This window comes from Nonomuraea sp. NPDC049684 (assembly GCF_044465345.1).
In the GTDB taxonomy this organism is placed as follows: Bacteria; Actinomycetota; Actinomycetes; order Streptosporangiales; family Streptosporangiaceae; genus Nonomuraea.
The window spans coordinates 342,841-363,172 of record NZ_JBITLO010000002.1 but is presented as its reverse complement, the minus strand read 5'-3'; the positions used below and the strand labels follow the sequence as shown (position 1 = coordinate 363,172).

Here is a 20,332-nt window from a genome sequence, read left to right as displayed (position 1 = left end):
CTCACCAGGAAATATTTCGCCTCGTACCCGGCGCACGCCATCGTCGGGAGGCTGACAGCGGCACCTCGGGGACGCATGGGGTTCACGTTGCCTTTGGCACCGCGCATGATGGCGGGGAGGATGTGACCGCTGAGGCAGGACGGCTGCGCGTCCGGGGCGTGCCGGCCGACAACGGCCTGGTGTACGAGGGCCAGGTGCAAGTGCTGACCGAGGGCGGCACCCGTACGGACGAGGGCGACCGCGTCGTGGCGACCGGTGCCGACAGCGCGGTGCTCGTCTTCTCGGCGGCCACCGACCACGCGCCCGTCCACCCCGGCTACCGCGGCCCGGCCCCGGCGGCGGGGGCACAATAGATCGAACTGCTGCCGGCCGCCTGGCGCGCGGCGGGGCCGCTCAGCTGCGCGGCCCCGGGTTCGCGCTCGACCCGAAGACTAGGGCAGGGGAGAGCTGCGCGCTGTCGCCAGCACGCTGAACCACGTGCGGTGCGTGGCGTTCGTCTCGTGCCAGGCGACCGCGAACCCGGCCGCGTCCAGCACCGCGAGCAGGTCGCCCGCGTCGCGGTGGACGAACCAGCGCTCATACTCCGTCCGGTACGGCACCGGCTCCCAGCCCTCGCTGTCGCCCAGGGCGGTGGTCAGCGCGAGCACCCCGCCGGGGCGCAGCGCCGCGTGCCAGGCGCGCAGCGTCGGCTCGGTCTGCTCGGACGGCACGTGCACGAGGGCCGCGGCCGACCAGACGCCGTCCAGGGACGACGGCGCCAGCGGCGGGCGTCGCAGATCGCCCAGGACGGTGGGCACGCCGCGCCCGGCGGCGAGCCGGGCCATCTCGATCGACAGGTCCACGCCCACGGTGGTCAGGCCGCGTCCGGCGAACCAGGCCGACTCGCGCCCCGGGCCGCACCCCAGGTCGGCGACCGTGGCTCCGGCGGGCAGGGCTGCGGCGAACCGGTCGCGGAAGGCCGCGAACGGGGGTGACGGATTGGCGACCTGCTCGTCGAACTGGCGCGCGATGCGGTCGTAGGTGGCGGTCGTGTGCGCACTGGGATCAGACATCCCCTTGATCCTGCCACGCGCCGGGTTATGATCGCGATGACCAACGCGGGAGCCCGGTGCGGACCGGGCTGAGAGGACGGCTGTCAGCCGCCGACCGCCAGAACCTGCTCCGGATAATGCCGGCGAAGGGAGTTTGCGCGATGAGCGACGCGCGCTTTTCCAAGATCCACATCGGGGACCTGCAGGTGCCGATGCGCGAGGTCAGGCTGTCGAACGGCACGTCGGTGCGGCTCTACGACACCTCGGGGCCGTCGCGTACCGACCGCTCGGCGTGGGGGTCGCCGGTCACCCAGCTCGGCGCCGCGCGGCGCGGCGTGGTGACCAAGGAGATGGAGTTCGTGGCCGTACGGGAGGGGATGACGCCCGAGTTCGTCCGGCAGGAGGTCGCGGCCGGACGGGCGGTCATCCCGGCCAACGTCAACCATCCGGAGTCCGAGCCGATGGCGATCGGCCGGAACTTCCTGGTCAAGATCAACGCCAACATCGGCAACTCCGCCGTCACCTCCTCGATCGAGGAGGAGGTCGAGAAGATGACCTGGGCCACCCGGTGGGGCGCCGACACCGTCATGGACCTGTCCACCGGCCCGGACATCCACGCGACCCGCGAGCAGATCATCCGCAGCTCGCCCGTCCCGGTCGGGACCGTGCCCGTCTACCAGGCGCTGGAGAAGGTGGGCGGGCGTCCCGAGGCGCTGTCGTGGGAGGTCTACCGCGACACCCTGATCGAGCAGTGCGAGCAGGGCGTCGACTACGTGACGGTGCATGCGGGCGTGCGGCTGGCGCACGTCCCGCTGACCGTCCGGCGCAAGACCGGAATCGTCTCGCGCGGGGGCTCGATCATGGCCGCCTGGTGCCTGGCCCACCACCGCGAGAGCTTCCTGTACGAGCACTTCGACGAGATGTGCGCCCTGCTGGCCCGCTACGACGTGACGTTCTCGCTGGGCGACGGGCTGCGTCCCGGCTCGATCGCGGACGCCAACGACGAGGCCCAGTTCGCCGAGCTGCGCACCCTGGGCGAGCTGACCAAGATCGCGCACGCGCACGACGTCCAGGTGATGATCGAGGGCCCCGGCCACGTGCCCATGCACAAGATCAAGGAGAACGTCGACCTGCAGCGCGAGCTCTGCGACGACGTGCCCTTCTACACCCTCGGCCCGCTCGTCACCGACATCGCCCCCGGCTACGACCACATCACCTCAGGCATCGGCGCCGCCATGATCGCCTGGTACGGCACCGCCATGCTCTGCTACGTCACCCCCAAGGAGCACCTCGGCCTGCCCAACCGCGACGACGTCAAGACCGGCGTGATCACGTACAAGATCGCGGCGCACGCGGCGGACCTCGCCAAGGGGCACCCGCAAGCCCAGGCGTGGGACGACGCCCTGTCCGACGCCCGGTTCGAGTTCCGCTGGGAGGACCAGTTCGACCTGTCGCTCGACCCGGACACCGCCCGCGCCTTCCACGACGAGACCCTGCCGGCCGCGCCCGCCAAGACCGCGCACTTCTGCTCGATGTGCGGCCCGAAGTTCTGCTCGATGAAGCTCAGCCACGAGGTGCGGGCGGGCATGGCCGGCAAGGCGGCCGAGTTCCTCGGAAAGGGCGGCTCGATCTACCTCTGATCTTGGTGGAGGCCCCGGGCCGGCCCGCGCGGTCAGCCCGGGAGCGTCTCGCCGCCGATCGGGGCCAGCACCTCGCCCGTGTAGTACGAGGACAGCCGGTCGGCGGCGAAGAACACGTACGAAGGGGCGATCTCGTCGGGGTCGGCGGCCCGCTTCATCGGTACCTGCGCGCCGAACTTCTCCACCTTCTCCTCCGGCATCGTGGCCGGGATCAGCGGCGTCCAGACCGGGCCGGGGGCGACGGCGTTGATCCTGATGCCGCGCTCGACCAGGTTCTGGGCCATGGAGTAGGTGAAGGCGTTGATCGCGCCCTTCGTCGCGGCGTAGTCGATGAGGGTCTTGTTGCCGCGCAGGCCGTTGATCGAGGAGGTGTTCACGATCGCGCTGCCCTCCCGCAGGTGCGGCAGCGCGGCCTTGGTGACGCGGTAGTAGCTGTGGATGTTGACCGCGAACGTGTGCTCCCACTGCTCGTCCGTCAGTTCCTCCAGGCCGTCGACCGGCGCCTGGTAGGCCACGTTGTTGACCAGGACGTCCAGGCCGCCCAGCTCGGCGACCGCCTGCTCCACGACCGTCGCGCAGTGGTCGCGGTCGCCCAGGTCGCCGGGCAGCAGCACGCAGCGCCGTCCCTCCTGCTCGACCAGGCCGCGGGTGTGGTTGGCGTCGTCGTGCTCGTCGAGGTAGGCGATGGCGACGTCCGCGCCCTCCTTGGCGAACGCCACCGCCACCGCCCGGCCGATGCCCGAGTCGCCGCCGGTGATCAGCGCCTTCTTGCCCGCCAGCAGGTCCCTGCCCTCGTAGCCGCGCATCTCGTCGCGCGGCTCGGGGGACATCTCGTCCGTACGGCCCGGGTACGGCTGGCTCTGGGGTGGTGGTGTCTCCGACATGTCCGGCGATCTTCCCGTCACGGGGTATCGGTAACGTCATGCTTCGCCCAGATCAGCCCTTTCCGGCGAGCCGCGGCGGTCAGCCGGCGATGGCGGCACGCCGGAACAGGTCCGCGGGCATCTCCTCATCCAGCCTCCAGGTGACGGCCATCGGCAAGGAGGCGGGGCGCAGGTGATCAGGTGAGCTTGAGGAGGCCGGCGTCCACCACGCGGCGGCCGAAGGGGCGGGCGAGTTCGGCGAGGCGTTCGCAGTCGGGTTCGCCCAGGGCGCCGTAGGCGGGCATGGCCAGGGTGTCGGTGCGGGTTTCGAGGTGGTGGCGCAGGGACTTGCCTTCGGGGGTCAGGTCGTTGTCGGGGGTCAGCAGGCCGCGGGTGCGGAGGGTGGTCTCGGCGTGCGCCCACTGGTCCGGAGGCCAGGCGCGGCTCATGGTGAGGAACGGCTTGGCGACCTCGCCGCTGGCCGCGTGCAGGACGAGGGCTTCGAGGCCGGTGATGCCCTCGGCCAGCAGTGTCGCCACGTGGCCGTCGCCGCGGAACTCGCGCAGGAGGGTCTGGGCGTGCCAGAGCTGGAGGACGGGGTCGTCGGGCCAGGGGAGTGCGGCGTGGGCGGCGAACAGGGGGCGGCCCTGGGGGTGGTCGCAGGCGGCCTCGGCGGCGCGCCTGGCCAGGGTGAGCACGGGGACGAGGTCGGGAAGCTCGTGGACGGCGGCCCGGCGGAGGGCTTCGGCGGCGGCTTCGAGGCGGGCTTGCAGGACCTGGGCGGGGGTGACCTGGTCCCAGGGGAGTGAGCGGCGTACGAGGTCGGGGTTGAAGTTGTAGAACGTGGCGATGACGAGGTCGGCGGGGGCGGGGCCCAAGGGGGCGGAGCGTGAGGTGAAATATCCGGACATGCCGGTGAGGCCGAGGGCGGCGTAGCGGGTGGTGGCCTCGGGGACGAAATAGATCATCCCGTGGACGGGTTCCAGGCGACGCCAGGCCTGGCGGGCGGTCCGGGTGAGGTGCTGGTCCATGGTCACATCGGCCTTTCGCGGACGGCGACGGCGAGGGGAGTGCCTTGCGGGAGCGCCTGTCGGGTGCGGGGGGCGGAGATGTCGGCCCGCGGTCAGGCGTGCGGGGCGGATTGGAGGGTGGTGATGAAGCTGGACATTGCGGCTAGCCATCTGTCCGGGGCCTCGGCCTTGCGGCGGTAGAAGTCGGCCACCTCGGGGTGGGGCAGGATGTGGAACCGTTCGGCGGCCAGGCCCTCGATCGCGGCGGTCGCCACGTCGGCGGGGTCGAGGATCGCGCCCGACGCCCCCACGGCGCGCGCCGTCAGGTGGTCCTCCTCGACGCCGCGTTCCAGCATCCCGGTACGCACGCCCTGCGGGCACAGCACGCTGACCTTGATGCCCTGCGCGGCGTAGTGGATGGCCACCCACTCGGCGAAGGCGATGGCCGCGGCCTTGGTGACGGCGTACGGCGCGTCGCCGGGGCAGCTCACCAGCCCGGCCGCCGAGCAGGTGTTCAGCAGGTAGCCGCCGCCGCGGGCGATCATGTCGGGGATGACGGCGCGGGCGGCGTGCACGTGGGCCAGGACGTTGACCGCGTACAGGGAGGTCCATTCCTGGAGGGGGGCGTCGAGGCCGGAGCCGCCGATGACGCCGGCGTTGGAGCAGAACACGTCCACCGGGCCGAAGGGGGTGGGCTCGGCCAGCGCGGCCACGTCGGACTCGACGGAGACGTCCGCGCGTACGGCCACCGCCCGCTCGCCGATCTCGTCGGCCACGGCCCGCGCGCCGGGCTCGTCCAGGTCGGCCAGCACGATCCCGGCGGCTCCTTCGGCGGCGAAGCGCAGGGCCATCGCCCGTCCGATGCCGCCGGCCGCGCCCGTGACGACGATCACCTTGTCCCGCACCCGCATGAAGACCTCCTGACCGACCAGCCGGTATCAGAACATGATTCTAATGACGGCGAGCCGGATGGGAAGGGATGAGAGGTTCCTCATCCTGGCCTCAGGATGGTCTCCTCCGAGCGGCGGACGCTCTACCTCATGAAACGCGTGCTGCTCATTCTCGTGGCGCTGACGGCGGCTGGCTTCCTCTCGGCCGGCTGGGTGCGGGCGGCCGGCGACGGGCCCGATCTGGGGGAGTCCGTCACGGTCTCGACCTCGCCGGGGACGCCGGTCGGCGACGTACGGCCGTTCACGTCGCCGGGAACCGAGGCCGAACCCGTCAAGCCGCCCGCGCCGAAGCCCGGAGGCGGCGATGATGATGGCGACGACGACCACCATCGCGCCTGGACCGGCGGAGACGACGACGATGACGACCGCGAAGACGATGACGGCGATGACGACGAAGACGATGACGACGACTGAGCGGGGAGCCGGATGCGGGTGAGTGCCCGCGCCCGGATCGTGGGCTGGATGCTCGCCGTCGTCGGCCTGGCCCTGGCGGTCTCGATCTTCGCGACCTGGACCGTCCTGCTCGCCCGCCTCGACGACCGGATGAACCTGGAGTTCACCAACGAGGCCGAGAAGCTGCGCAGGTACGCCGCCACCGCCCACGACCCCCGTACCGGACGGCCGGTCTCCGACGTGCGGGAGCTGCTCACCGGCTACCTGGCGATCAACGCGCCCGACCGCTGGGAGACCTTCTTCACCATGGTGGGCGGCAGGGCCGACCGGATCACCGCCGTCACGCCCCCGGCCCGGCTCGACACCGACGAGAAGCTGGTCAAGGCGCTGGCCGCGGCCACCAGGCCCGCCTACGGCGACACCGAGAGCGTCGAGGGCACGGTCAGGTACGCCGTCATCCCGGTCAGGGTGGCGGCCGACCCCCGTCCCGGCCATTTCGTCGCCGCCGTCTTCTACGACCGCCACCGGGGCGAGATCGTGGACGCGGTCGGCGTGCTCGGGCTGTCGGCGCTGGCCGCGCTGGCTCTGGCGGGGGCGGCGGGATGGTTCGTGGCGGGACGGGTGCTGGCCCCGGTGCGGCTGGTGAGCCAGACGGCCGAGCAGATCAGCGACTCGGCCGACCTCACCCGCAGGCTCAAGGTGACCGGCGACGACGACGTGGCCGCGCTGGCCGCCACGTTCAACCACATGCTCGACCGCTTGGAACGTTCCTTCGCCGTCCAGCGCACGTTCGTGGACGACGCGGGGCACGAGCTGCGCACCCCCATCACCGTCATCCGCGGCCATCTGGAGCTGATGGGGGACGACCCGGCCGAACGGGCGGAGACCCTCGCCCTGGTCACCGACGAGCTGGACCGCATGAACCGGATCGTGGACGACCTGCTCACCCTGGCCAAGGCCGAGCAGCCCGGCTTCCTCGCGGTCGAGGAGGTCGAGCTGGCCGACCTGACGGTGAGCGTGGTGGCCAAGGCCCGGCCGCTGGGCGACCGGCGGTGGCGGGTCGACCAGGTGGCCGAGGCGCGGATCCCGGCCGACCGGCAGCGGCTCACGCAGGCGCTCATGCAGCTGGTGGTGAACGCCGTCCGCCACACCATGGAGGACGATCTCATCGCGGTCGGATCGGCCGTGCGGGACGGGCGGGCCGAGCTGTGGGTGCGCGACAGCGGGCCGGGCGTCGCGCCCGCCGACCGGGAGCGCATCTTCCGCCGGTTCGTCAGGGGCGCGGGACGTACCGGCGGGCACGACGGGGCGGGACTGGGGCTGGCGATCGTCAGGTCGATCGCGGAGGCGCACGGAGGCGGTGTGAGAGTGGCGGACGTCCCGGCGGGGGGCGCTTGTTTCGTGATGACGTTGCCGCTGGTCAGGGCATGAACCGGATCCTGATCGCCGAGGACGAGAGCAGGATCGCGGCCTTCCTGGAGAAGGGCCTGCGCGGGAACGGCTTCGTCACGGCCGTGGTCACGGACGGCGTCGCGGCCTACGACCTGGCCGGTTCGGGCGGGTTCGACCTGCTGCTGCTCGACATCGGGCTGCCGCTCAGCGACGGGTTCACCGTGCTGCGGCGGCTGCGGGAGTCGAAGGTGGCCATCCCGGTGATCATCCTGACCGCCCGGGGCGGCGTGACCGACACGGTCGCCGGGCTCGAAGGGGGCGCCGACGACTACATCGCCAAGCCCTTCGCCTTCGAGGAGCTGCTCGCCCGGGTCAGGCTGCGGCTGCGGGCCGACCGCACGCCCGAGCCGACCGTGCTGCGCGTCGGCGACCTGGCGCTGGACCTGCGGACCCGGCGGGCGCACGTCGGCGACCGCGTGGTGGACCTGTCCACCAGGGAGTTCGCGCTGGCGGAGATCTTCTGCCGGCATCCCGACCAGGTGCTGACCCGCGAGCAGCTGCTCAGCCACGTCTGGGGCTTCGACTTCGACCCCGGCTCGAACGTCGTGGACGTCTACGTCCGCTACCTGCGCAGGAAGATCGGCCCCGACCGCATCGAGACCGTGCGCGGCACCGGCTACCGGATGAGAGCCGCCTAATGGGCGCCTCACGGCTCCCTCACCGGCGAGCCGCAGGCTGGTGGACATGAGAACGAGGGGCAAGACACCGTGACCGCCGGACTGGCGATGGACCTGGCGGCGATCACCGTCCTCGCCTACGGCCTGTACTACCGGCGACACCACCGGCGCGACCTGCTGTTCGCCTACGTGGCGCTGAACGTGGGCATCTTCGCGGTGGTCTCCCTGCTGCTGGTCCAGCGGGTGGACCTGGCGGTCGGGTTCGGGCTGTTCGGGGTGTTGTCGATCATCCGGCTGCGGTCCAGCGAGATCACCCAGCAGGAGATCGCCTACTACTTCGTGGCGATCGTCCTCGGGCTGGTGAACGGCATCGCCGCCCAGCTCCCGCTGACCGCGCTGCTCCTGGACGGCGTGCTGCTGGCCGTCGTGCACGTCGCCGACCATCCCCGCCTCCTGGGCCGCACCAGGCAGCAGGTCGTGACGCTGGACGTCGTGCACGCCGACCCCGAGCTGCTCAGGGCCGACCTGGAGAGCCGGTTGCGCGGCCGCGTCCTGCACTGCGTCGTCACCCAGGTGGACTACGTGCGCGACGTGACCGTGGTGGACGTGCGCTTCCAGATCGCCGAGGTGGCCCGATGAGGGACGCGGGCGCGCTGATGGCGGGCGTCGCGGCCGGGCTGCCGCCGGTCGGGCTGGACGACGTGCCGGAGCTGATGAGCCGGGTGGACCGCAAGTACGTGGTCAGCGTCCCGGCCATGGCCGAGCTCGTGGCCGAGCTGGGCGACCGGCTGTCGGTGCTGCGGATCGGGGCGTTGCGCCAGTTCCGCTACACCTCGACCTACTTCGACACGCCCGACCTGCTGACCTTCCGGCACCACCGGCAGGACCGGCGGCGCCGCTTCAAGCTGCGCACCCGTACGTACCTGGACGGCGGCGGCCGGTGGCTGGAGCTGAAGCTGAACGGCACCCGCGGCAACACCGACAAACACCGCATCCCGTACGACGCCGCACCGGCCGGCGAGCTGACCAGCGAGGCCATGGAGTTCGTCGGCGACACGCTGAGCAGCGAGCTGAGCGTCGTCGTGCCCGACGCGCTCGGTCCCGTGCTGTCCACCGACTACCGGCGGGTCACGCTCGTCGACCGGGCCGGGCAGGCCCGGCTGACCTGCGACACCGGCCTGCTCTGCCACGACGGGGGCCGCCGGGTGCCCGCCCGCCGCGACCGGGTGCTGCTGGAGTCGAAGTCGGCCGACGGGCGGGCGCTGGTGGACCGGGTGCTGCGCGGGCTGGGGGTGCGGCCGGTCAGCGTCAGCAAGTACTGCCTGGCGGTGGCCGCGCTGCGGGGCGTCCCGGCCAACCGCTGGCAGCCCGTCATGCGGGGATATCTTGCGCTATAGCGGCAGGCCGCCGGTCGCCGCGCTCGTCGAACCGGTCGCCTGGTAGGCCGCGATCGTGCGCTCGGCGATGCGCATCTGGTGGATCTCGTCGGCGCCGTCGGCGAAACGGGCCCAGCGGGCGTGCTGGAACATGCTCGCCAGCGGCGTGTCGGTGGAGTAGCCGAGGGCGCCGTGCACCTGGATCGCCCGGTCGACGATGCGGTTGAGGCTGTTCGCCACGAAATGCTTGGCCATCGACACCTCCGTACGGAAGTCCTCGCCCCGGTCGATCTTGGAGGCGGCGTGCAGGACCATGAGCTTGCACTGGTACAGCTCCATGGCCGAGTCGGCGATCAGCCACTGCACGCCCTGCTTCTCGGCCAGCAGCGAGCCGTGGCTGTAGCGGTTGAGCGCCCGGTCCACCATCATGTCCAGCGCCGTCTCGGCCTGCGAGATCCACCGCATGCAGTGGGCGAGCCGCGCCGGGCCCAGCCGGTACTGGCCCAGCCGGTGGCCGTTGCCCCGGCCGCCGAGGATCGCGCTGTCGGGCACCCGCAGGTCCTCGATCACGATCTCGCTGTGGCCGGTCGAGCCGTGCATCGTCTCGACCTCGCGCACGTCCTTCCAGCCCGGGTTGGGCAGGTCCACCAGGAAGGCCGTGTTCGCGCCGCGCGAGCCTTCAGGCACGTCCTGCTCGGTGCGCGCGATGAGGATGGCGAAGCTCGCCCGGCGGGCGTTGGAGATGAACCACTTGTGGCCGTTGATCACCCACTCGTCGCCGTCCTTGACCGCCTCGGTGCGGATCAGGGTCGGGTCGGACCCGGCGACCTCGGGCTCGGTCATCGCGAAGCACGACATCTGGACGCCGTCGAGCAGCGGGCGCAGGTACTTCTCCTTCTGCTCGTCGTCGGCCCAGTGGAGCAGCGTGTGCATGTTGCCCTCGTCGGGGGCCTGGCAGTTGAGCACCCACGGGCCGATGCGGGTCTTGGCCGCCTCCGACTGCACCATGGCCAGCTCGACGTGGCCGAGGCCCATGCCGCCCCACTCCTTCGGCATGTGCGGCAGCCACAGGCCCTCGGCCCTGGCCCGGCGGCGGAGCTCGAAGATCGTGCGGAGGTAGGCGTCCCGGTCGCCCTCCTCCACGCCGGACATCGCGGGGATCACGGTCTCCTGGACGAAGGACCTGATCCGCTTGCGGATCTCCTCGTGCTCGGGGGCGAGAGTGAAATCGATGGCCATGACTCTCCTTCGGCGATTTCACCGATAGTACTATCGGTGAAACCAGGCACAAGTCCCGTGAGGCGATCGTGACCAGCACACCGCTCAGCAGGAGCGAGGCGAAGGACCTGACCCGCCGCAGGCTGCTCAGGGCCGCTCTGACCATCCTCGACGAGGAGGGCGAGACCGGCCTGACCACCGGCAAGGTCGCCAAGGCCGCCGGCATCGCGCAGTCGAGCTTCTACGTGCACTTCAAGGACATGCAGGAGCTGCTGCGGGTGCTCGCCGAGGAGAGCGGCGACCGGCTGCGCGGCACGATGCGGGAGGCCCGGCGCAGGGCCCGCGAGGCGCCCGGCGACCTCGAACGCCACCGCGACACCTTCCGCATCCCGCTGGAGGCGATCTGCCGCCACCCCGAGCTGCTGCGCATCCAGCTGCGCGCGCGGCACGACCCGTCCTCCTCGCTGCGCGACTTCGCCGCCCGTACGGCCGCGGCCTACCGCGAGCACCACGCGGCCGACCTGGCCGAGCTCGGCTACACGGCCGGCGACGAACGGGACCGGCGCCGCCTGGAGATGATCGCCGAGGGCGTCGACGCGGCCACGAACGCCCTGGCCATGGGCCACCTGGAAGGCCGCTACCCCGACCTGGACGAGTGCGCCGACATCCTGGTCGCGCTGTCCAGGGGCGCCCTGCGGCTGCTCAGGCACGACTCAGGCGGGACGGCGGAGCGGGGTGAAGGCCCAGGTCATGCGCGGCTCGACGGCCCAGCGGAACAGCCCGCGCACCCAGGGCGTGCACAGCAGGGTGGCGGTCAGGACGCCCAGCAGGAGTGACAGCGGCAGCCCCAGGCCGAGCCGCTCGGCGCCCTTCACCACGAACCCGTGCAGCAGGTACGCGTACATGGTGGCCGAGCCCAGCCCGCTGAACCAGGTGCGCCGGGCCGGGGTGACCGCCAGGAACGCCGCCACCAGCACCGCCCCCGCGGCCAGCAGCCCCAGCCTGATCGCGGTGCCGGTGAGGTCGTCCACGCCGATGGCCGCGTTGGAGTGCCGCCACCTGATCCACTCGGTCGGCACCCGCTCGTGCACCAGCAGCGCGACCGCGAGCCCCAGCCCCAGCACGCAGAACCCGGCCAGCCGCACGGAGGATCGCCGCAGCAGGGCGAAGTGCTCGGGCCGCAACATCAGGCCCAGCACGTAGAACGGCAGCAGCGCGAACGTGCGGTTCATGGCCAGCTCGCCGGGCAGCCGGTCGAGCCCGGTCAGCAGGGACAGCGCGACGGCGACCGCGAGCGGCCACTTGAGCTGCTGCCACACCGGCGTGGACAGCCGCCACAGGAACAGCGAGAGCAGGAACCAGGTGAGGTAGTACGGGTCGAGCAGGCTCAGCTCGAACTTGCCGTACAGGATCGGGCGGGGGAGCGAGTAGGCCAGCTCGAAGATCAGGTAGGGGACGGCGAGGGTGGAGAGAAGTTTGCGCGCCTTGCCCCCCGAAAACGTGAAATTTCGGGACAAATAGCCGCTAAGTACGATGAAAAGCGGCATGTGGAAGACGTACACGTAGAAGTACAAGGCGTGGGCGAGCGGCGCGTCGCGCTGGTCCTCGATCAGGTGACCGCACACGACCAGCACGATGGCCAGGTACTTCGCGTTGTCGAAGAACGGGTCCCTGGCGGTGGCGGGCCAGGCGATGACGGGTGCGTTCACAGACTCCGCACCCTAGCCGCGGCCCGCCGAACCGCCGGGAAACCGGGAATGAGGGCTTACCGAAGAGCGGGTGTCAGGCCCGCTCCCCGACCGTTGGAGAGCGGGTGTCAGGCCCGCCCCTCGACCGTCGCCTCCATCGTCGCCTCCATCACCGTCTCCATCGCGGCGGCCAGCGCCGAGACCGACGGCCCGTCGAGCCGCCCGTCGGCCACGACCGTGACGACCCGCCTGCTCAGCGTGTCCTCCACGACGAGCGGACGGTCCCACGCGAGCGCCTGACCGACCCCGGGATACTCCGCCACCCGCACGAACCAGGGGTCGTCGCCGTCCTGGACGAACACCAGCGTCCAGTCCCGCCCGTCCGGGCCGGTCCCGGCCATGGCCACCCAGCGGCCCCGGCTGCCGTGCACGGCCTCCTCGTCCCCGGGGAAGGTCACCCGGCCGGTCGAGGCGCCGGGCGCGCGCCAGAAGAACCCGCCGTAGCCCGCGCCGGGACGGCCCTTGGTGGCCGAGCTGTTGACCTCCAGCGGCGAGCCGGTGAGGTTGGTCAGCGTGAACGCGAGGTCCAGGGCCCACGCGTCGCCGACCGGCCGGGCGGTGACCGTGCGCCGCTCGCGGGCGATCAGCCGGTCGCCGGGGCCGATCCACTCCAGCTCCTCGGTGAAGCCGTCGTCGGCCAGCCGGGTGAAGGCGACGTGCCGTTGCCTGCCGTGGTCGTCCAGCCAGGCCGGTCCCCGTCCTTCGACGTGGGTGCGGCCGCCCCAGAAGTTCGCGCCGCCCAGGTCGGCGATCGCCACGCCGGCGCCGAGGTGGTGCACGTGGTCGTCGGGACGCACCTCGGTGACGGTGACGCCGCCCAGCGTGCGCACCGGATGCAGGTACGGCCGCGGCGAGTCGGTGACGGGCAGGTCGGGCCGCCACTCGTAGGCCGCGACCGGCGCGCCCGCCGCCCGCAGCTCCACCTTCGTCCAGGGCGCGCCGAGCTCGGAGTAGAGCGCCAGCTCCGCGGCGCTGCGCGCGGTCAGCTCGGCGATGCCGGGCAGGAACCGGTGGGTGACCGCGCCGTCGCCGTCGCGCTCCACGGCCTGGTGCCGCTCGGCGATGGGCAGCGGCTCGGGGGCCAGCCGCACCGCGTCCAGGACCTGGGTGAACGTCTCGGTACGGGCGAGCGGGACGAGCAGCTCGGCCCCCGTGCGGATGTGCGCGACCAGGTTCTCCAGCAGGCCGTCGCGCTCGTGCACGGTGGTCTCCACCGAGCCGTCGGCCCGCTCCACCCGCAGCTCGTCCAGCGTGTACGTGAGCGTCGCCCGCCCCGCCTCCCCGTGCACCACCAGGTACGGCTCGCTGCGGCCGGTCGCGCACAGCGACACCGCGATCGTGATCACCGGCCCGCCGGCGATCCGGACGCGCAGGCAGGAGGTGTCGTCGGCCTCGATCGGATGGGCGTGGTACAGCTCGGTCTCGACCGTCTCGACCGGGCCGTCCACCAGGGCGAGCGCGGTCGCGACGGCGTGCGCGAAGGGGTTGGTGAGCGCGCCGTCCACCACGTCCGCGCCGTGCAGCCTGCGCCGTCCGGCCCAGGACGAGCGGGTGAAGTACGACGAGGGCCGCTCCCACGCGCCCGCGCCGCCGATGCCGCGGACGCGGCCGAGCGCGCCGCTCGCCATCAGCTCCCGCAGCGCGGGCACCGCCCGCGAGCCGAGGCTCTGGAAGCCGACCTGGCAGGCCAGCCCGGTCTCGGCCACCGCCGCGGCGATCCGCGCGTGCGCCTCGGGGCTGGCCGCGGGCGGCTTCTCCAGCAGCACGTGCGACCCGGCGCGCAACGCCGTGACCGCGAGGTCGGCGTGCGTGTGGATCGGCGTGCAGACGATCGTGATCTCGGCGCCGGTGGCGGCGATGAGCTCGCCCAGGTCCGCCGACTGCGGCAGGGGGCCGCCGTCGAGCTCCACCGGCCGCACGTCGCAGATCCCGGCCGGCTCGACCAGCCCGGTGGCCGCGAGCCGGCGCAGGTTGTCCAGGTGGTGCCGCCCGTGCCCGGTCGCGCCCGCCAGGACGACCTTCACGGGGCCCGTCCTCACGCCCATCGCAACCCCAGTCCGGCGTGGCCGCCCACGCTCAGCACGCCGTCCTCGATCCGCACCGGGTACGGCTCGGCCAGCAGCCCCAGGCGGGCGAACGAGGCGTCCTCGACGTCCTCGGCCAGCGGCGGCAGCGGCAGCGCCAGGGCGAGCTGCCCGGACACCTCGCTGAGCAGGTGCGGATGGACCGGCACGTCGAACGCCCTGGCCAGCTCGGCGATCCGCAGGAACGGCGTGACGCCGCCGACGCGCACCACGTTCGGCTGGACGACGTCGCAGGCCCCCGCGGCGAGCAGGTCGCGGAAGCCGTAGACGGTGTAGACGTTCTCGCCCACCGCGACCGGCACGTCGGTCGAGCGGCGCAGCTCGACGTGCGCGGCCACGTCGTCGGCGGGCAGCGGCTCCTCGATCCAGTGCAGGTCGAACTCGCGCAGCGCGGACAGGGCGCGCCGGGCCCGGTGCAGGTCCCAGCGCTGGTTCGCGTCGATCATCAGCAGCCGGTCGGGCCCGATCACCTCGCGGACGGCCGCCACCCGGGCCACGTCGTCGGCCAGGTCGGGGCGGCCGACCTTGATCTTGACGCCGCGGTGCCCGGCGGCCACCCAGCGCCGCGCCTGATCGGTCAGCTCCTCCAGGGAGTAGTGCAGGTTGACGCCGCTGCCGTAGGCCGGGACGTGCTCCCGGCGCCGGCCCAGCACGTCGGCCAGGCCGGCGTCGCCGCAGCGCAGGTCCCACAGCGCCAGGTCGATCCCGGCCAGCGCGACCGTGGTGATCCCGCCGGGGCCGGCCTCGCGCAGGTGCCGCCACAACCGGTCCCACACCAGCTCGGGGTGGGCGGGCAGGCCGATCAGCGCCTCGCGCAGGTCGTGCTCCAGCAGGGCCTGGACGGCGTGCGCGCCGATCTGCGGCGTCCAGGAGAACCCGGTGCCGGTGCGGCCGTCCGCCAGCGTCACGTGGCAGACGATCACGTGGTTGGCCGGCACGTCCGGGCCCCACGGGCGGGGCAGGGGGACCGTCCGCAGCTCGGTCCGCAGGCCGGTGATCACGAGGCCGCCAGGGCGAGCCCGGACCTGATCAGCGCGTCGAGCTCGGCCAGATGGTCCTCGGCCACGTCGACCAGCGGCGGGCGCACCGGCCCGACGTCGAGGCCGCGCAGCCGTACGCCGGCCTTGACCAGGGCCACCGGGTAGCCGGGCACCTTGTCGCGCAGGCGGACCAGCGGTGCGTAGAACTCGGTCAGCAGCCGCTCGTCGCCGTTCAGGTACGCCACGGCGATCTCGGGGGCGAAGGCGAAGACCGCGCTGGAGTACAGGTCGACGCCGATGCCGCGGTAGGCGGGCATGGTCAGCTCGGCGGTCGGCAGGCCGTTGAAGAACAGGAAGTCCGGGTGCTTCTCGCGCACCGCCAGGACGGTCCGCTGCATCCGGTCGATGTCGCCGAGCCCGTCCTTGAGCCCGATCACGCCGGGGACGCCGGCCAGCTCGACCGCGGCGTCCGGGGTGAGCACGACCGGGCCGCGCTGGTAGACGATCACCGGCAGCTCGGCGGCGACGGCGGCCACGTACGCGGCGAAGCCGCTCGCCGGACCCTGCGTCAGGTAGGGAGGCATGAGCAGCAGGCCGTCGGCGCCCGCCGCGCGGGCCGCCCGCGCCTGGTTCAACGCCGCGCCGATCGGGCCGCCCGCCCCGGCGAACACCGGGACCCGCCCGTCCACCACCTCGGCCGCCACCCGGACGGCCCGCGCGTGCTCGGCCTCCGACAGCGCGGAGAACTCGCCGGTGCCGCAGGCCACGAACACGCCGCCGGGGCCGTGCGCCATGCCTTGCCGGATGTGCTCGGCCAGCACCTGCTCGGCGAGCGCGCCGCTGGCGTCGAAGGGGGTGACGGGGAAGAACAGCACACCGCTGAGATTCATTCGGATTCCTTGAGTTCGGTTCGCCAGCTTCGCTTGGGCTCCCAGCCGAGCAGGCGGCGGGCCTTGTCCGTGGAGAAGGCGGGCGCGGTGCCGGTCAGGGCCGCCGCCAGCTCCTCGGTGCCCGGCACGGCCTGCGGCAGCAGTTCGGCCAGCGGCTCCCTGGCCAGGGCGTCGGCCGCGCCGGCGAAGAAGACCTCGCCGTCCGGCAGCTCGGGCAACGCCGCGACCAGCACGGCGAACAGCTCGCCGGTGTCGCGCGCGTCGATGTAGTTGAACAGCGAGACGCCGCCGATCCGCGGCTGGTCGAGCCGCTCCCTGACGGTGTGCCCCGACTGCGTGGGCGCGCCCGCCCACTCCTCGGGCGGGATGACGAAGCACGGCCGGACGGCCGCCATCCTCGTCCGGCCGGCCCGCGCGAACGTCTTCATGGTCTGCTCGGCCACCAGTTTGGACAGGTTGTAGGCGTTCCAGGGCAGCGCCGGGTGCTCCTCGTCGATCGGCAGGTACGACGGCCGCCAGCCGCCGGGCGCGCCATACCCGATCACCGTGGGGCTGCTGGCCACCACCACGCCGGACACGCCCAGCTCCACCGAGGCCGCGCAGACGTTGAACGCGAGCCGGGTGTTCACCTGGAAGATCACTGACTCCGGCCGGCTGAACGGCGTCGCGATGGCCGCCAGATGGATCACCGACTCCGGCCGGAACCGGGCGACGACCTCGTACGCCTGGCCGGTGTCGGTGAGGTCGGCCGGTGACGTCGCGGCGGCCTCGACCGGCGTGCCGGGGGCCTGGTCCACGCCGATCACCTCGTGCCCGGCGGCGGCGAGCGTGGTGACGACGCTGCGGCCGAGGCGTCCGGCGCTGCCGGTGACGAGCACTCTGCTCACCGTGGGGGACTCCTTCAGGACTGCAAACAGTTGCACCAAACCTATGGGCCAGGCAGGGCGAGGCGTCAAGAGCCGATTTTCGACCATGGCTTCTACCTGGAAAGATGTGTGACCGCCCGAGGGTGGGTCGGTCGGCAAGCGCTTTCATCGATGCCGTGGTGCCTGCAAGCGGTTGCGTTAGGGTGGGTGGCTGTGACAGTGACGATTCGTGATGTGGCCCGCGCTTCCGGTGTGCACGTATCGACCGTGTCGCGGACGTTCTCCGCGCCGCACATGGTGAACGCCGCCACCCGGACCAGGGTGCTGACGGTGGCCGAGGAGCTGGGATACCGGCCCAACAGGGCGGCCAGGGCGCTCACGACCGGGCGTACCCACAATTTGGGCCTGATCGTGGCCGACATCGCCAACCCGTTCTTCCCGCCGCTGATCAAGGCCGCGCACGCCGCGGCCCGGCAGCGCGACTACCACCTGTTCGTGGCCGACACCGACGAGGAGCCGGCCGCCGAGGAGGAGCTGATCCAGGCCTTCTCCAAGCAGGTGGACGGCGTGGTGCTGTGCAGCCCGCGCTCGTCGAACAAGGCGCTGGAGCGGCTGGCCGAGCGGGTGCCGTTCGTGGTGGTCAACCGGCGGCTGCGGGGCGCCGCCACGGTGCTGATGGACGTCGGGCACGGCGCGCGGCTGGCGGTCGAGCACCTGGCCGGGCTAGGGCACCGCCGCGTGGCGCTGCTGTCCGGCCCGCCGGGCTCCTGGACGAGCGGCGAGATCCGGACCGCCGCCGAGCGGGTGCCGGGCGTCGAGCTGGTCGTCCTCGGGCCGAACGCGCCGACCGAGCAGGGCGGCCTGGCCGCCGCGGCCGCGGTGCGCGAGGCCGGGGTGACCGGTGTGCTGGCCTACAACGACCTGATGGCGATCGGCCTGGTCGAGGGGCTGGGCGAGCTCGGGCTGAGCGTGCCGGAGGACGTCAGCGTGGTGGGCATCGACGACATCGTCCCGGGGCGGCTCAACCGTCCCAAGCTCACGACGGTCGCCATGCCCACGGCGGCGGCCGGGCGGCTGGCGGTGGACCTGCTGATCCAGGAGGTGACCGCCACGACCTCGCTGGAGACCTGGCTGGTGGTGCGGGAGTCGACGGCGCCGCCCCGATGACCTGCAAACGGTTGTACTAATGCGCAGCAATATTCGTCCTACCTCTTCGTGGTAAGCGCTTGTCACCAGGGAAAACAGCGTGTCGATATATCGATAACGGCGATGTAACGCCTGCAAAGGGTTGACGGAACTTTCCCGGCAGCTATAGGAAAGCGCTATCCATTCACATCTCGCCGGAAGGTCCGTGATGACGAATGAGTTCCGTCATGGCTGACTCGGTGGCGGTGAGACTCCCGGACGCCGCGACCCCGCCCGAGCGGGGCGACCGTCGCGCGTCCAGACGTTCCCGCCGCGAGGCGCGGGCCGCCTACCTGTTCCTGGCGCCCTGGTTCGCCGGTCTGCTCGTCATCACGATCGGTCCCATCGTCGCCTCGCTCTACCTGTCGTTCACCGACTACAACCTCCTGGAGGAGGCCAAGTGGGTCGGGTTCGACAACTACGTCAAGATGTTCACCGAGGATCCCCGTTACCTGAACTCGCTGAAGGTGACGACGATCTACGTGGTCGTCTCCGTGCCGCTGCAACTGGCCTTCGCGCTCGCGCTGGCCCTGGTGCTCGACCGCGGGCTGCGCGGCCTGTCGCTCTACCGGTCGATCTTCTACCTGCCCTCGCTGCTGGGCGGCAGCGTGGCGATCGCGATCCTCTGGCGCAAGGTCTTCGGGGCCGAGGGCCTGGTCAACGCCGTGCTGGCGGTCTTCGGGATCCAGGGGCCCGGCTGGGTCAGCGACCCCGACACCGCCCTCGGCACGCTGATCATCCTGCACGTCTGGACGTTCGGCGCCCCGATGATCATCTTCCTGGCCGGGCTGCGGCAGATCCCCGCCAGCTACTACGAGGCCGCCGCGGTGGACGGCGCCGGCGTGTTCCGCCAGTTCCGGTCGATCACGCTGCCGCTGCTGACGCCGATCATCTTCTTCAACCTGGTGCTGGAGATCATCAAGTCGTTCCAGTCGTTCACGCAGTCGTTCATCGTGAGCGGCGGCTCGGGCGGGCCGGCCGACTCCACGATGTTCAACACGCTCTACCTCTACCTCAAGGGCTTCAAGAGCTTCGACATGGGCTACGCGGCCGCCATGGCGTGGGTCCTGCTGCTCATCATCGCCGGTCTCACCGGGGTGAACTTCCTCGCGTCCAAGTATTGGGTCTTCTATGGCGACACCAAGTAGGCCGCTGCCCGTGCTGTTCCGCCCGTTCAGGGGCGGCCGGGTGGTCAAGCACGTGCTGCTGATCGGGTTCGGCCTGGTCATGCTCTATCCACTGCTGTGGATGATCTCCAGCTCGCTCAAGCCCGAGGAGCTGATCTTCCGGCAGCCCGGCCTGTGGCCGAGCGAGGTCACACTGGAGAACTACACCGAGGGCTGGACGGCGCTGAAGCACCCCTTCGGCTACTACCTGTGGAATTCCGCGGTGATCACCGCGCTGTCGGTGGTGGCGAACCTGGTGGCCTGCTCGCTGGCCGCCTACGCCTTCGCCCGGCTGAACTTCCCGCTCAAGAAGCTGTGGTTCACCCTCATGCTGGGCACGATCATGCTGCCGCACCACGTGCTGATCGTGCCGCAGTACGTCATGTTCTCCAAGCTCGGACTGATCAACACGATCTGGCCGCTGGTCATGCCGAAGGTGCTGGCCACGGACGCGTTCTTCGTGTTCCTGATGGTGCAGTTCATCCGCTCGCTCCCCAGGGAGCTGGACGAGGCCGCCGAGATCGACGGCGCCGGCTACTGGCGCACGTTCATCAGGGTGATCATCCCGCTCTGCACCCCGGCGCTGGCCACGACGGCGATCTTCACGTTCATCTGGACGTGGAACGACTTCCTCAGCCAGCTCCTCTACCTCAACAACCCGGACAACTTCACCGCTCCGGTGGCGCTGCGCACGTTCCTCGACGCCAGCAGCGACTCGTCGTGGGGCCCGATGTTCGCCATGTCGATCGTCGCGCTCGGGCCCATCTTCGGCTTCTTCCTGGCCGGCCAGAAGTACCTGATCCGTGGTGTGGCCACCACGGGACTGAAGTAGTTCCCCCACCCCCCGACACAGACGAATCCCA

Annotated in this window: 20 protein-coding genes, 1 pseudogene and 1 riboswitch; of the genes and pseudogenes, 11 read left to right on the top strand and 10 right to left on the bottom strand. The window is 71.6% G+C overall.

Annotation, left to right across the window (positions count from 1 at the left end):
• Positions 1–11 precede the first annotated feature (11 nt).
• Positions 12–353: a glycoside hydrolase N-terminal domain-containing protein gene (locus tag ACIBST_RS07480; RefSeq protein WP_397170713.1), complete on the top strand. Its 342-nt coding sequence runs from the start codon at positions 12–14 to the stop codon at positions 351–353.
• 78 nt (positions 354–431) lie between these two features.
• Here ACIBST_RS07480 and ACIBST_RS07475 read toward each other — a convergent pair whose 3' ends face one another.
• Positions 432–1,052: a class I SAM-dependent methyltransferase gene (locus ACIBST_RS07475; protein ID WP_397169905.1), complete on the bottom strand. Its 621-nt coding sequence runs from the start codon at positions 1,050–1,052 to the stop codon at positions 432–434.
• Positions 1,053–1,087: 35 nt separating this feature from the next.
• A riboswitch (TPP riboswitch) is annotated at positions 1,088–1,200 on the top strand.
• Between ACIBST_RS07475 and thiC the strand changes: the two genes are divergently transcribed.
• Entirely contained in the window at positions 1,193–2,671 is a 1,479-nt protein-coding gene (gene thiC / locus ACIBST_RS07470) for a phosphomethylpyrimidine synthase ThiC (RefSeq protein ID WP_397169904.1), read from the top strand. (Overlaps the previous riboswitch by 8 nt.)
• A gap of 32 nt (positions 2,672–2,703) precedes the next feature.
• Here thiC and ACIBST_RS07465 read toward each other — a convergent pair whose 3' ends face one another.
• The 3 genes from ACIBST_RS07465 to ACIBST_RS07455 form a co-directional block, all read right to left on the bottom strand.
• Entirely contained in the window at positions 2,704–3,555 is an 852-nt protein-coding gene (locus ACIBST_RS07465; RefSeq protein WP_397170712.1) for an SDR family oxidoreductase, read from the bottom strand.
• 176 nt (positions 3,556–3,731) lie between these two features.
• A complete protein-coding gene (locus ACIBST_RS07460) occupies positions 3,732–4,565 on the bottom strand; it encodes a hypothetical protein (RefSeq protein WP_397169902.1) in 834 nt (277 codons plus the stop codon).
• Positions 4,566–4,657: 92 nt separating this feature from the next.
• Positions 4,658–5,455, bottom strand: a complete 798-nt coding sequence (locus ACIBST_RS07455; RefSeq protein WP_397169901.1) for an SDR family oxidoreductase — start codon at positions 5,453–5,455, stop codon at positions 4,658–4,660.
• Between the two features lie 129 nt (positions 5,456–5,584).
• On the opposite strand from ACIBST_RS07455, the gene ACIBST_RS07450 reads away from it, so the two are divergent.
• From ACIBST_RS07450 to ACIBST_RS07430, 5 genes are all read left to right on the top strand, one after another.
• Positions 5,585–5,908, top strand: a complete 324-nt coding sequence (locus ACIBST_RS07450) for a hypothetical protein (RefSeq protein ID WP_397169899.1) — start codon at positions 5,585–5,587, stop codon at positions 5,906–5,908.
• Between the two features lie 12 nt (positions 5,909–5,920).
• A complete protein-coding gene (locus tag ACIBST_RS07445; protein WP_397169898.1) occupies positions 5,921–7,318 on the top strand; it encodes an ATP-binding protein in 1,398 nt (465 codons plus the stop codon).
• On the top strand, positions 7,315–7,977 hold the full coding sequence (locus tag ACIBST_RS07440) for a response regulator transcription factor (RefSeq protein WP_352349732.1): 663 nt from the start codon (positions 7,315–7,317) through the stop codon (positions 7,975–7,977). The genes ACIBST_RS07445 and ACIBST_RS07440 overlap by 4 nt, the downstream gene beginning before the upstream one ends.
• 87 nt (positions 7,978–8,064) lie before the next feature.
• Complete coding sequence (locus ACIBST_RS07435; protein ID WP_397170711.1) at positions 8,065–8,595, top strand: DUF4956 domain-containing protein; 531 nt, start codon at positions 8,065–8,067, stop codon at positions 8,593–8,595.
• Positions 8,592–9,353: a polyphosphate polymerase domain-containing protein gene (locus ACIBST_RS07430; RefSeq protein ID WP_397169896.1), complete on the top strand. Its 762-nt coding sequence runs from the start codon at positions 8,592–8,594 to the stop codon at positions 9,351–9,353. The genes ACIBST_RS07435 and ACIBST_RS07430 overlap by 4 nt, the downstream gene beginning before the upstream one ends.
• Here ACIBST_RS07430 and ACIBST_RS07425 read toward each other — a convergent pair.
• Positions 9,348–10,571 (bottom strand): acyl-CoA dehydrogenase family protein, encoded by a 1,224-nt coding sequence (locus tag ACIBST_RS07425; RefSeq protein ID WP_397169894.1) that lies wholly within the window; start codon positions 10,569–10,571, stop codon positions 9,348–9,350. The genes ACIBST_RS07430 and ACIBST_RS07425 overlap by 6 nt on opposite strands.
• Before the next feature lie 68 nt (positions 10,572–10,639).
• Between ACIBST_RS07425 and ACIBST_RS07420 the strand changes: the two are divergent.
• Positions 10,640–10,816: pseudogene (locus tag ACIBST_RS07420) on the top strand (TetR family transcriptional regulator); the annotation flags it as partial.
• Positions 10,817–11,263: 447 nt separating this feature from the next.
• Here ACIBST_RS07420 and ACIBST_RS07415 read toward each other — a convergent pair.
• The 5 genes from ACIBST_RS07415 to ACIBST_RS07395 form a co-directional block, all read right to left on the bottom strand.
• Positions 11,264–12,259, bottom strand: a complete 996-nt coding sequence (locus ACIBST_RS07415; protein WP_397169892.1) for an acyltransferase family protein — start codon at positions 12,257–12,259, stop codon at positions 11,264–11,266.
• A gap of 107 nt (positions 12,260–12,366) precedes the next feature.
• Positions 12,367–14,322, bottom strand: a complete 1,956-nt coding sequence (locus ACIBST_RS07410; RefSeq protein WP_397169890.1) for a DUF6807 family protein — start codon at positions 14,320–14,322, stop codon at positions 12,367–12,369.
• A gap of 11 nt (positions 14,323–14,333) precedes the next feature.
• Positions 14,334–15,383 (bottom strand): mandelate racemase/muconate lactonizing enzyme family protein, encoded by a 1,050-nt coding sequence (locus ACIBST_RS07405; protein WP_397169889.1) that lies wholly within the window; start codon positions 15,381–15,383, stop codon positions 14,334–14,336.
• Complete coding sequence (locus ACIBST_RS07400; RefSeq protein WP_397169888.1) at positions 15,380–16,252, bottom strand: 5-dehydro-4-deoxyglucarate dehydratase; 873 nt, start codon at positions 16,250–16,252, stop codon at positions 15,380–15,382. Before ACIBST_RS07400 ends, ACIBST_RS07405 begins: the two co-directional genes overlap by 4 nt.
• Positions 16,249–17,139: an NAD-dependent epimerase/dehydratase family protein gene (locus ACIBST_RS07395; RefSeq protein WP_397169887.1), complete on the bottom strand. Its 891-nt coding sequence runs from the start codon at positions 17,137–17,139 to the stop codon at positions 16,249–16,251. The genes ACIBST_RS07400 and ACIBST_RS07395 overlap by 4 nt, the downstream gene beginning before the upstream one ends.
• A gap of 192 nt (positions 17,140–17,331) precedes the next feature.
• Here ACIBST_RS07395 and ACIBST_RS07390 point away from each other — a divergent pair, with 192 nt between their 5' ends.
• The 3 genes from ACIBST_RS07390 to ACIBST_RS07380 all read left to right on the top strand — a co-directional run bounded on the left by ACIBST_RS07390 (position 17,332) and on the right by ACIBST_RS07380 (position 20,301).
• A complete protein-coding gene (locus ACIBST_RS07390; protein WP_397169885.1) occupies positions 17,332–18,285 on the top strand; it encodes a LacI family DNA-binding transcriptional regulator in 954 nt (317 codons plus the stop codon).
• Positions 18,286–18,491: 206 nt separating this feature from the next.
• Positions 18,492–19,451: a carbohydrate ABC transporter permease gene (locus tag ACIBST_RS07385; protein ID WP_397169883.1), complete on the top strand. Its 960-nt coding sequence runs from the start codon at positions 18,492–18,494 to the stop codon at positions 19,449–19,451.
• Positions 19,435–20,301, top strand: coding sequence for a carbohydrate ABC transporter permease (locus tag ACIBST_RS07380; protein ID WP_397169881.1), 867 nt, complete (start codon positions 19,435–19,437; stop codon positions 20,299–20,301). The genes ACIBST_RS07385 and ACIBST_RS07380 overlap by 17 nt, the downstream gene beginning before the upstream one ends.
• Positions 20,302–20,332: the final 31 nt, after the last annotated feature.